This window comes from Paenibacillus sp. NPDC058898, assembly GCF_049316025.1.
Taxonomy (GTDB): Bacteria; Bacillota; Bacilli; order Paenibacillales; family Paenibacillaceae; genus Paenibacillus_AQ.
Genome location: NZ_JBMOSM010000004.1, coordinates 440104 through 452203 on the forward strand (window position 1 = coordinate 440104; position 12100 = coordinate 452203).

General features: G+C 50.7%; 11 protein-coding genes. 10 read left to right on the forward strand and 1 reads right to left on the reverse strand.

Annotated features, from left to right (window positions below; translation table 11 throughout):
- The first annotated feature begins 65 nt into the window (after positions 1–65).
- The 6 genes from rlmN to spoVM all read left to right on the forward strand — a co-directional run bounded on the left by rlmN (position 66) and on the right by spoVM (position 5887).
- Entirely contained in the window at positions 66–1106 is a 1041-nt protein-coding gene (gene rlmN / locus ACOZB4_RS13980) for a 23S rRNA (adenine(2503)-C(2))-methyltransferase RlmN (protein WP_076320734.1), read from the forward strand.
- 6 nt (positions 1107–1112) lie between these two features.
- A complete protein-coding gene (locus tag ACOZB4_RS13985; protein ID WP_076320735.1) occupies positions 1113–1889 on the forward strand; it encodes a Stp1/IreP family PP2C-type Ser/Thr phosphatase in 777 nt (258 codons plus the stop codon).
- Positions 1886–4024: a Stk1 family PASTA domain-containing Ser/Thr kinase gene (gene pknB, locus ACOZB4_RS13990; RefSeq protein WP_379406473.1), complete on the forward strand. Its 2139-nt coding sequence runs from the start codon at positions 1886–1888 to the stop codon at positions 4022–4024. Before ACOZB4_RS13985 ends, pknB begins: the two co-directional genes overlap by 4 nt.
- A gap of 51 nt (positions 4025–4075) precedes the next feature.
- Positions 4076–4984, forward strand: coding sequence for a ribosome small subunit-dependent GTPase A (gene rsgA / locus ACOZB4_RS13995; RefSeq protein WP_076320737.1), 909 nt, complete (start codon positions 4076–4078; stop codon positions 4982–4984).
- 3 nt (positions 4985–4987) lie between these two features.
- Positions 4988–5647 (forward strand): ribulose-phosphate 3-epimerase, encoded by a 660-nt coding sequence (gene rpe, locus ACOZB4_RS14000; protein WP_379406584.1) that lies wholly within the window; start codon positions 4988–4990, stop codon positions 5645–5647.
- 159 nt (positions 5648–5806) lie between these two features.
- Positions 5807–5887: a stage V sporulation protein SpoVM gene (spoVM, locus tag ACOZB4_RS14005; protein WP_034273235.1), complete on the forward strand. Its 81-nt coding sequence runs from the start codon at positions 5807–5809 to the stop codon at positions 5885–5887.
- A 444-nt stretch (positions 5888–6331) separates the two neighbouring features.
- Here the strand turns inward: spoVM and rpmB are convergent, their stop codons facing one another.
- The gene (gene rpmB / locus ACOZB4_RS14010; protein WP_006209230.1) at positions 6332–6520 is read right to left on the reverse strand and encodes a 50S ribosomal protein L28; all 189 of its coding nucleotides are present in this window, start codon (positions 6518–6520) and stop codon (positions 6332–6334) included.
- Between the two features lie 366 nt (positions 6521–6886).
- On the opposite strand from rpmB, the gene ACOZB4_RS14015 reads away from it, so the two are divergent.
- The 4 genes from ACOZB4_RS14015 to ACOZB4_RS14030 all read left to right on the forward strand — a co-directional run bounded on the left by ACOZB4_RS14015 (position 6887) and on the right by ACOZB4_RS14030 (position 12012).
- Positions 6887–8665, forward strand: coding sequence for a DAK2 domain-containing protein (locus ACOZB4_RS14015; RefSeq protein WP_379406472.1), 1779 nt, complete (start codon positions 6887–6889; stop codon positions 8663–8665).
- 49 nt (positions 8666–8714) lie between these two features.
- Entirely contained in the window at positions 8715–9572 is an 858-nt protein-coding gene (locus tag ACOZB4_RS14020) for a DegV family protein (RefSeq protein ID WP_379406471.1), read from the forward strand.
- Between the two features lie 14 nt (positions 9573–9586).
- Positions 9587–11638 carry an ATP-dependent DNA helicase RecG gene (recG, locus tag ACOZB4_RS14025; protein ID WP_076320740.1) on the forward strand — a complete coding sequence of 684 codons (2052 nt, stop codon included), beginning with the start codon at positions 9587–9589 and terminating at the stop codon, positions 11636–11638.
- Positions 11639–11724: 86 nt separating this feature from the next.
- Positions 11725–12012, forward strand: coding sequence for a stage VI sporulation protein F (locus tag ACOZB4_RS14030; RefSeq protein ID WP_215164004.1), 288 nt, complete (start codon positions 11725–11727; stop codon positions 12010–12012).
- Positions 12013–12100: the final 88 nt, after the last annotated feature.

Here is a 12100-nt window from a genome sequence, read left to right on the forward strand (position 1 = left end):
TGTAATAGGGAGAGTTCGGAAGAATGCTGACTGGACTTCCTCTAAATTAGACAGGTGTGGTGAGAATGAAACCTTTTATATATGATTATTCACTGGAAGAGCTTCAAGCATGGGCTCAAGAGAATGGGGAACCGGCGTTTCGCGGAACCCAGATCTATGACTGGCTGTACGTAAAGCGGGTGAACGACTTTGCGGAAATGACGAATCTGTCCAAGGAGCTTCGGACGAAGCTGGAACAGGAGTTCAGTTTTGTTACCCTGACGGAAATCACCAAGCTGGAGTCAAAGGACGGAACAGTCAAGTTTCTGTTCGGTCTGCATGATGACCATGCGATCGAGACCGTCATCATGAGGCACAATTACGGCAACAGCATCTGCGTTACAACGCAGGTAGGCTGCCGCATCGGATGTACGTTCTGTGCATCCACACTGGGTGGCTTGAAGCGGAATCTGACCTCCGGCGAGATTGTTGCCCAGGTGGTTCAGGCGCAGAAGATTCTCGATAAAACGGGAGAACGTGTCGGCAGCATCGTGATCATGGGCTCAGGCGAACCGTTTGAGAACTATGAAGCGACCATGAAGTTTCTGCGCACGATGATCCATGAAAAAGGCTTGAATATCGGCCAGCGCCACATTACCGTTTCGACGAGTGGCATTGTGCCTAACATCTATAAATTTACGGAAGAGGATACTCAGATTAATCTGGCCATCTCCATCCATGCACCGAACGATAAGCTGCGCTCCAAGTTAATGCCTGTTAACCGCCGGTTCCCGTTTGATGACGTGATTGAGTCGCTTCGTTATTACCAAGCAAAAACCGGACGGCGCATTACGTTTGAATACGCCTTGATCGGCGGCGTAAACGATCAGGTTGAGCATGCCGAAGAGCTTGCGGATGTCATTAAGGATATGAACTGCTTCGTCAATCTGATTCCGGTTAACCATGTGCCGGAACGGAAATATGTTCGCACATCGCGTAACGATATTTTCAAATTTCAACGTGCGTTAGCAGACAAGGGGGTCAATGTGACCATCCGTCGTGAACAAGGCCATGATATCGCTGCCGCTTGCGGTCAGCTGCGGGCCAAGCATATGGAGTTGGGGTGAGAAGATTTGATCAAGACGGTTCATGTAAGCCATGTGGGACGCGTTCGTCCTGTTAATGAAGATTCGGTATTTGTTAGCACACTGGAGCATGGCTATACCTTGGGTGTGGTTGCTGACGGTATGGGAGGTCACCTTGCGGGTGACACCGCCAGCAGGCTTGCGGTAGATACCGTAGCCGAGGATTTGTCTTCTTTGGAACAGGACATGTCCATGGAAAGTATTCGGGCTGCGCTTGGTGATGCCATATTGCATGCCAATGCCGTTATCTATCGTGAAGCCTCGGCTGATGAGCGGCTTCACAATATGGGCACGACGATTGTAGCGGTGCTGCTGCGAGGTTCCGAAGGTTATATCGGACATATCGGGGATAGCAGGGCTTACAAAGTCGTTCCCGGACAAGTGATTCGACTCACAGATGACCACACATTGGTCAATGAGCTTTTTAAGAGTGGTCAGATTACGGAAGATCAACTGGAAACCCATCCCCGGAAAAATGTATTAAGCCGGGCACTTGGAACGGATGTGGATGTGACGGTTGAGCTAACACCGGTTACGATCGGAGAAGGCGAAGTGCTGCTGCTCTGCAGTGACGGGCTCAGCAACCGGGTCAGCCGCGAGCTGATCGGTCAGATTTCCGGTTCACTTGACCTTCCTCTGGAAGAAAGAGCGGATCGCCTGCTTCAACTGGCACTTCTTGCTGGCGGTGAGGACAACATCACGGTCGCAATGTTTGAACATCAAGAAGAAGTTGTCGGGCAACGTATAAAGGGGTGGGATTCATGATCGGACATGAATTGGCTGGTCGTTATAAAATTATAGAACGCATCGGTGGCGGTGGCATGGCGCTGGTCTACAAGGCTCAGGATATTTTGCTGAACCGGAATGTAGCGATCAAAGTGCTGCGCCAGCAGTTTGTGCACGACGAGGAATTTATTCGCCGTTTCCGGCGTGAGGCACAATCAGCGGCTTCGTTGTCGCATTCCAACGTGGTCAGCATCTATGATGTGGGCCAAGAGGAAGAAGTGCATTACATCGTCATGGAATATATCGAAGGTCAGAATTTGAATGAAATTATAAAAGAACGGGCACCGCTGCAGGTGGAAGAAGCTGTACGGATTGCTATCCAGATCTGCGATGCACTGGGGCACGCCCATCATAACCAGATCATTCACCGGGATATTAAACCGCATAATATTCTGATTGGCCGGAATGGGAGGGTCAAAGTAACCGACTTTGGCATTGCCAGGGCGGTCACGTCGACAACCATTACGCAAACAGGCTCTGTTGTGGGCTCTGTGCATTATTTTTCGCCGGAGCACGCCAAGGGCGTTGTTACTGGCGAGAAATCGGATTTATACTCACTTGGTATTGTGTTATATCAAATGCTCACGGCCCGTCTTCCATTTTTGGGCGAGAGCCCGATTAGTGTAGCTCTGAAACATCTCCAGGAGGAGTTTGATGAGCCTAGAGAAGTGAACCCGCTCATTCCTCAAAGCGTGGAGAACATCATCCTGAAGTCCATGCGCAAAAACCCGGAGGAGCGTTACCAGTCTGCGGAAGAAATGATGGACGATCTCGAGACGTGTTTGATGCCGATGCGACTCAACGAACCGAAGATGGAGTTCGAGGACGATGCCGATTCAACCCTGGTCATGCCGGCGCTCAAAACGATGCAGCGCAGCAGCCAGCATCACCATGACCCGGACGACGACTCGGATGACGAGGAGTTTGAGGAAAAGCCGACCGGTAAACCGAAGAAAAAATGGGTCAAGCCGACCATCATCATCGGTTCGGTGCTCCTGTTCCTCGGCATCATGGTAGGTGTCATCATGTATGTGAACAACATGCTGGAGGTACCTGAGGTTAAGGTGCCCCCAGTTGTAGGCATGACGGAAGAGGAAGCAATCCGCGAGCTTGAGGCCCAAGGTTTGACGGTGGATGAGGAAGTGATCCGGAAATATAAACCGGATGTCGAAGAAGGCATTGTGTTTGCCCAGGACAAGGAACCAGAGACCATGCTGAAGAAGGGTTCACCGGTTCAATTGTCGGTTGGGGATGCGAAGCCGCTTGAAAAAATGCCGGATCTCTCGGGTAAGACGTTTGATCAGGCAGTTGAGATACTGAAAAATATGGGTATTAAGGATAACGCTATTAAGCAGTCCTCTGAAAACAATGATAATGTACCTGTCGGTCAGATCTATGATCAGAGTCCTTCCGCGACCACCCAAATTGATCCTGAACAGGTGGAGGTCCGAGTCACGATCAGTAAAGGTAAGTTAACGGTCAATATGCCGAGCGTGATTGGAATGGATAAAGACAAAGCGGTCGCTACCATCGAATCCTTCGGCCTTACGGTTGAAGTGATAAAGGAGAAATCCAGCTTTGAAGTGAAGAAGGGCGAAGTAATGGAGCAATGGCCTTATGAGCCTAATGCGCAGGTACCGCCTAACTCCAAAATCACGCTGTTCGTCAGCTCCGGCTATCCTTCGGATGCGCTTGAGTATAATTACAGTGTACCGGTCTCACCAAGCATGGAGGGACAAGAAAGCAAAATTCGGGTCGTTTTCACCGATGCGCTGGGAGAAAACCAGGAAGCTGTGAACAAGGTCATTACAACCTCGGAAATGGTACCTGTTAAGCTGCTGCTGGCTCCCGACAAGCATGCAACGGTCATGATCTTCCGTGACGGTCGCCAAGTGGATACGTACAGCGTAAGTTACAGCGATGTCAAGAATGGCACCGTGCCGCAGCCGACCTTTGAACAACCGCCTGTTGAGCCTGATGTGCCGGTGGACACCAATCCGGATGAAGGAACTGGCGAGGACGGTTCGAATGAGGAAGATGATTCTGCTTACAATGGGGACTCCGGCAACCATGAAAAAGGCAAAGGCCCTGGTAAAGGTAAGGATAAAGATTAAAAACGAGTCATGAGCACACTAAATTTCAACAAGAAAGGTGAGGCCTATTATATGCTAGAGGGACTGATCGTGAAGGCACTAAGCGGATATTATTATGTCAAACCAATGCAGGATGGCAACATTATATCCGGGGAGGACCCAGCGGTTCAATGCAGAGCCCGCGGCATTTTCAAAAAGAAAGGTATCTCTCCGCTCGTTGGAGATCACGTGATGTATTCATTGACTGAAAATGGGGAAGGGACCGTGGACGAAATTCTTCCACGGTCTTCCCAATTAATTCGCCCGCCTGTCGCGAACGTCGACCTGGCGGTGCTGTTGTTTTCGGTCAAAGAACCGAATCTGAGCCTGCATCTGCTGGACAAGTTTCTGGTACATATTGAGCATGAGAGCCTTGAGGCATTGATCTGTCTGACGAAGCAGGATCTTGTGGACGCTTCCGACGGTGTACTGGAGCAGGTGAAGCGCCAGTATGAAGAGATTGGTTATGAAGTGCTGATTACCAGCTCTCTGCAAGGGATTGGGACCGAAGAGGTGAAGAAACGCCTGGCCGGTCGAATCAGTGTCTTCTCCGGTCAATCCGGTGTCGGGAAATCGTCCCTGCTGAATGCGTTGATGCCAGGCCTCTCGCTGGAGACGAGTGAAATCAGCCTGCGTCTTGGCCGCGGTCGACATACGACACGCCATGTGGAGCTGATTGAGCTTGATAACGGAGGGTATGTTGCCGATACACCCGGCTTTAGCCAGTTGGATTTTCTGGAGCTGGGTGTCGAGGAGTTATCGACCTGTTTCAGAGAATTTGCTCCTTATGCTGCGGAATGTAAATTCAGAGGCTGCAGTCATCTGCAGGAGCCGGGCTGCCGGGTGATCCAAGCCAAAGAGGATGGAATCATCCTGGCTAGCCGATATGAGCATTATGTGGAGTTTTATACAGAGATGAAAGACAAGAAGCGGAGGTACTGAATGATGATTAAAATTGCGCCATCCATATTGTCAGCGGATTTTGCGAAGCTGGGACAAGAAATTAAGGAAGCCGAGACTGGCGGAGCCGACTGGATTCATGTGGACGTCATGGACGGACACTTTGTACCTAATATTACGCTGGGACCGCCGATCGTCCAAGCCATCAGACCCCATACGAGCCTGCTGCTTGACGTACACTTGATGATTGAACAGCCTGAGCTGTATATTGCGGACTTTGTCAAGGCTGGAGCCGATCTGATCACCGTTCATGCCGAGACCTGCCAACATCTTCATCGAGTCATTCATCTGATCAAAGAGTTTGGCGTGAAGGCCGGCGTCGCGATCAATCCGGCTACGCCAGCCCATGTCCTTCAGGAAGTGCTGCCTGACTTGGATTTGGTGCTGGTGATGACCGTGAACCCGGGGTTTGGCGGACAGGCATTTATCGAGCGGACTGTAAACAAGATCTCACAGCTGCGTGAATGGATTTCAAACTCCGACTACCCGAATATCCATATTGAAGTGGATGGCGGCATTACAGCGGAGACAGCGCCGCTTGTGGTGGAAGCGGGAGCGGATGTCCTGGTTGCGGGCAGCGCCGTATTCGGCAAGCCGGATCGCGCGGCAGCCATTGCAGTAATCCGTGACAGTGTATCATCTTGACCAGAAGGTGAGCAACGGATGCATAGGGCGCGGGGTTCCCGCATAAATATGGTTACATGAGCTGGGTTCTCATGTAGCCTTTTTTGTCTGTGTTCACATCTGTGGGCTTGGTGCATAACATAATCTAGGAAGGCATGAGAATGATGGGGAGGGTGAGACATGAAATTCTATACGTTCAAGCTGCCGAAGTTTTTGGGAGGTTTTGTGAAGGCCATCTTAAATACGTTTCACAAGAGCTGACAGCTTGTCCCGGCGTAACAAAACCTCCGCCTGGGACTGACGCCGCCTAGCCGGTTCTGGGGAAAGAGGCAAGAACACTCCGATAGAGCGCGCATGGAGGACATACCGCATCAGTGTGCGGAGGTTTTTCTTGCGGTATAAGAAAGCCATAATGTGCGGGAGTTCTCCTTCGCTTTCTTATATCAAAAGAAGAGTGTCTAGCGACGTACTTATCGAGGACAGACTGCGTTCGACCGGAAGTTTTTCTTGCGATATAAGAAAGCGGAAGTTTTGCTCTTTCATTTTTCTTATATCTAAATAAAAAAAGCACCTGCTAACTGCTTAGGGTGCTTTTTGTTTAGAAGGAGAATATGTATCTAAACGCAAGAAAAACTTCCTTGTCCCGGATCGCCCACAAATGGTGCCTGGAGATTAAGAAGTTTTTCTTCATATAACACAAGATGATTATACGCGAGTCACTTTACCGGATTTCAAAGCGCGAGTGCTGACGTATACACGTTTTGGCTTGCCATCCACCAAAATGCGAACCTTTTGAACGTTGACACCCCAAGAACGCTTGTTGTGATTGTTAGCGTGAGAAACATGGTTACCACTGCTTGGTTTCTTGCCAGTTACATAACATTTGCGAGCCATTTATTACACCTCCTTGTTCCTAACCCTGCATGAAACAATACTTAAATATAATATCACAGTAAAAATTGCTCCGTCAACTGTCTTAAAAACATTTATTTCTCTTTGCCATTATAGTACAATGTTGATTAGTCCATAATATTTCCGAAGAAATAGTTCGTGGGCTTGTCGGCATGGCTCTCAAAAGGCTTGGGAACCGCCGGAAAGCGTAGAGGACGAGAGGATAGCCCATCATAGATTTATGATCCATTAATCATGGTATGTCTTTTATTTACTGCTTGGGCATTTCGTCAGCTATAAGCTATGAAATAGATATGAAATTTACAACAAGAAGTGTTATGGGTATCAAGCCAGGAAGGGGAATTCTCATTGAGTAAGCGTTCTTTGAATGGAACAGAATTTACCGCGATGGTCCTAGCCGGAGCGGAGCAGCTGCAGCAGCATGCAGAACACGTCAATTCCCTGAATGTATTCCCGGTGCCGGACGGCGACACGGGGACCAACATGAATTTGACGATGACTGCAGGTGTGGCAGAACTGAAGAGTAAGTACTCGGAGTCCGTCGGGCATAGTGCCGGTGTGCTGTCCAAGGGGCTTCTGATGGGAGCCAGAGGGAACTCGGGGGTTATTCTGTCCCAGCTGTTCCGTGGTTTCAGCCGATATGCTGCACCTTATACAGAACTAAATTCTCATCAATTCGCCGCAGCACTGCAGACAGGCGTAGAAGCTGCGTATAAAGCTGTCGTGAAGCCTGTTGAAGGTACCATCCTTACCGTAGCTAAAGAAGCGGCCAAGCATGCGGTTTATTTCTCCCGCCGCAACAACGATATCGTGGAATTGATGGAGCAGGTGTTGGCCAAAGCCAAAGAAACACTGTCCCAGACGCCGGATATGCTTCCTGTTCTGAAGCAGGTTGGCGTCGTGGACTCGGGTGGCCAGGGCCTGGTTTACATTTATGAAGGTTTCTTGCAGGCGCTAAGAAAAGACGCTCCGTCCGGTTCGTTTACTGTTGCCGAAGGACAAGCTGAACAGAGCAACACGGCACCGGCCTTTCAAGCAGTCCCTGACTTCTCGGCGATTCAAGCTCCGGCTTCTGCCCAGTCCAGACTGTCCACAGAGGATATTGAATTTTTATATGACATGGAATTCTTTATTAATCGGCAGCTCGGAGAAGGAACGAACGCAGACTTTGATGAAGATAAGTTCCGGAAAGCGCTTGCAGTGAATGGTGATTCCATCATTGTCATCGCCGATGACGAGACCATCAAAGTTCATGTGCATTCCAAGGCTCCGGGCGAAGTGTTGAATTTGGCGCTAATGTATGGAGAGATCACTCAGATTCATATATTGAATATGCGCGAGCAGCACCGTGATTTGCTGACAACGGGAATGGATATCGCACCGATGCCTGAGATATTTGCGGATATTCCGGCAGAGACCGTGACACCGGAAGCTCCGGCTGTTCCTCCGGCAGACGAGATCGCACCGTACGGTTTCATTGCGGTATCGTCAGGGGAAGGGATATCCGACATATTCAAAAGCCTGGGCGTTGACGTCGTTCTCTCCGGAGGACAGACGATGAACCCGAGCACCGAGGATTTTGTCAATGCGATTACTTCGATCTCGGCGCAGCAGATTTACATCCTGCCGAATAACTCCAACATCGTGCTGGCTGCCCAGCAGGCGAGAGAGCTTCTCGAAGGCGAGCGCAGCGTAACGGTTATTCCAAGCAAGACGATTCCGCAGGGGATCGCGGCAGCATTTGCTTTCGAGGAAGACGAGAATGCGGATACGAATACCGACAATATGCTGAATGCGATCACTCGTGTGCAATCGGGGCAGGTAACCTATGCCGTTCGGGACACAACGATCGATGATCTCGAGATCAAGGCTGGCCAGTTCATCGGTATTCGCAATTCGAACATCGTTGCAGCAAACGCGGATCTGATTACGACCTCCCAGGATTTGCTCGGTAAAATGCTGGAATCCGGGGATGAAATCGTGACTCTGCTTACCGGCGCGGATGCAACCGAGGAATCGACCAACACACTCACGGAGTGGCTTGGTGAGCAGTACCCTAACGCAGAGGTTGAGGTACACTACGGCGGACAGCCGATCTATTCTTATCTGTTCTCCGTGGAGTCTTGATATACAACGCTTTGACATTATGCAAGGTACATTTATAGGAGGGGTTCCGGTGAATAAGACCGTTATTGTGACAGACAGCACAGCGGATATTCCGGCAGACCTGGCGAAGCAACACAACATTCATATTGTGCCGCTGAAACTCATGTTCGGGGAAGATTCGTATTTGGACGGAGTCGAAATCACGCCGGGAGAGTTCTACAAAAAGCTGGTTGAGTCGCCACAGCTTCCGACGACCTCTCAGCCTTCACCTGCAGATTTTTCGGCTGCGTATGAGTCCATCTTGGAACAGCACCCAGGCTGCTCCATTGTGTCGATTCACATCTCATCCGGCATGAGCGGGACGTATCAGTCCGCGTTGCTTGCCACCTCTCTCATCGAAGGAGAAGCGGATATAACCGTGTGGGATTCCAAATCGGCCTCCTATGGTTTCGGATTATTCGTGGTCCATGCAGCGAAGCTCGCACAAGAAGGAGCCGCTGTTTCTGATATTATTTCGTCACTCGAAGATCTTCGTTCCAAGCGCCGTCTCTACTTCTTGGTAGACACGCTGGAATATTTGCAGAAGGGCGGACGGATCGGTAAAGCTTCGGCTGTGCTGGGCACGCTGCTTAACATTAAGCCGATCTTGTCCATTGATGGCGAAGGAATCATATTTCCGGTAGACAAGGTCCGCGGTCGCAAGAAAGCGACGGCGAAAATGATTGAATTGTTTCAACAGGATCTAACCGGTGTGAAAAATATTAAAGTGGCTGTGGGTCATACAGCTGACCCTGCTCAGGTTGAGGATTTTTTGCAGCAGCTGTCCGCTGTGTTTACGATTGAGGAAACCGTATATTCCGAGATCGGTCCGGTTGTCGGTACGCACGTTGGACCGGGAACCATTGCAGCATATATATGGCCTGCTTAAGTGAGGTAGATGATATGAGTCTCAAACTCGATCAAATATCCGTCAGACAGATCAACGGCGTGAGCGCCCTGAAAGAGGGGGAGCTTCACGCCTTTGGCGTCTCTACGGTCAAGGATCTTTTGGAGTATTACCCCTTCCGGTATGAGGATTACCGGCTCCGTTCTCTAAGTGAAGTCAAGGACGGGGACAAAATCACCATTCAAGCCAAGATAGCCAGCGTACCGGTACTGCAGCGCTATGGGCGTAAATCCCGTCTCACCTGCAAAATGCTGGCCGAAAACTGGATGTTCACCGCAACCTGGTTTAACCGGCATTTTCTGAAGGACCAGCTTACGGCTGGCCGGGAGATCGTGCTGACAGGCAAGTGGGATCAGCGCAGAATGCAGCTTACGGTGTCCGAATCCGAATTCCCGGATAAGGGAGCCTTCCGCAGCGGGACGCTGCAGCCGGTGTATTCCATCGGCGGTAAGATCACGCAATCGTGGATCCGAAAAACGATGGGACAGGCATTGGAGCAGTACGGGGAGATGATCCCCGAGATTTTGCCACAATCCCTGCTTAGGAAATATGATCTGATGCCCCGTAAAGCGGCAATCATGACGATCCATCAGCCTGTCGACTCCCGGGAAGGTCAGGAAGGGCGGCGCCGGATGGTGTATGAAGAGCTCTTCTTGTTTCAGTTGAAAATGCAGGCGTTCCGGGCGCTGAACCGGAGTCGAATGGACGGCGTAGTACATACGGCTGACAATGCAACGATCCGGGAGTTCGTGCGCAGCTTCCCTTTTGAGCTCACGGATGCGCAGAAGAAGGTGGAGCTGGAGATTTTGCATGATATGCGCTCCCCTTACTGCATGAACCGTTTGCTTCAAGGGGATGTCGGCTCGGGGAAAACGATTGTTGCCGCCGTCGCTCTGTTTACAACAGTGCGCTCAGGCTTTCAAGGGGCCTTGATGGTGCCGACAGAGATTCTCGCCGAACAGCATATGCGTTCGCTGCAGAAGCTGTTTGAGCCCTTTGGCATTACCGTTGGCCTGTTGACAGGCAGTGTCACGGGTAAGAAGCGCAAAGACCTGCTGGCTTCCTTACAGATGGGGTTGACGGACGTTGTCGTGGGCACCCATGCTCTCATTCAGGATGATGTATACTTCCGGGAGCTGGGACTCGTCGTGACGGATGAACAGCACCGTTTTGGCGTGAATCAGCGAAGCGTACTCCGCCGTAAAGGCTATAACCCGGATGTGCTAACGATGACGGCGACGCCGATTCCACGGACACTGGCCATTACCGCGTTCGGGGATATGGATGTATCCACGCTGTCGGAGCGTCCGAAAGGCCGTATTCCCATTACGACCTATTGGGTCAAACATGAACTCATGGACCGTGTGCTCGGATTTATTTCCCGGGAAGTAAATCAAGGACGTCAGGCATATCTGATTGCTCCTCTGATTGAAGAATCGGACAAGCTGGACGTTCAGAATGCGATTGATCTGCATGTTCAGATGCAGCAGGCCTTTCCTACGTATGCTGTGGGTCTGCTGCATGGCCGTATGACGCCTGCCGAGAAGGATGAGGTTATGCGCCAATTCTACAGCAATGAGGTCCAGCTGCTGATTTCCACGACGGTCGTTGAGGTTGGCGTCGATGTGCCGAATGCCACGTTGATGATCATTATGGACGCCGATCGCTTCGGTCTGTCCCAGCTGCACCAGCTTCGGGGCCGTGTAGGCCGTGGGCAGCATGCATCCTACTGTGTTCTTGTGGCCGATCCGAAATCGGAAGTGGGCCAGGAACGGATGCAGGTGATGACCGAAACCGAGGACGGCTTCGAGGTATCCCGGAGAGATTTGGAGCTTCGGGGCCCGGGCGACTTCTTCGGTACGAAGCAGAGCGGACTGCCGGAGTTCCGGCTGGCCGATATGGTCGCCGACTTCAAAGTAGTGGAAGAGGCTAGAGGCGATGCAGCGGCCCTTGTCAGCGACAGTTCCTTCTGGACGTCTCCTGAATATGAGCCATTGCGCGACTTTCTTCAGCAGGAGAAGATCTTCCAGGGCGATATCATGGACTAATAACATGAATCTGTTAGCACAATGGACAGACCTTCGTCATATACTCAAAAAAGGTAGCAGCATTTATGACTGGAGGTGCTTCAACATTGAGTTATCAGCAGTACGGGATTAGTCCGCAGCTGGTAGAACGAATCAAGCAAAAAATGAAAAACCCGGCAGTCAAGGAAAGAATCAAAGGGCTAACTCAGGGTTTAACCAAGGCAGATCTTCAAAATAGCGCAAAAGTGCATCAAATGATCCGGACGGCCAGCGGCATCTTGAATGAAAAGCTGAGCTCCACGCAGGAGCAGCAAATGGTTCAGTTTGTGCTTGCACAGCGCATCGATCCGAACAACACCTTCCATTTGATCAAGCTGTGGGGGATGTTTCGATAACAATTGGATGACATCAAGGAATTACTTTGCATAGAAGAAGCCCCTCTCGGGAGTGTTTTCTCCTTATGAGCAGGGGCTTTTGATTTCG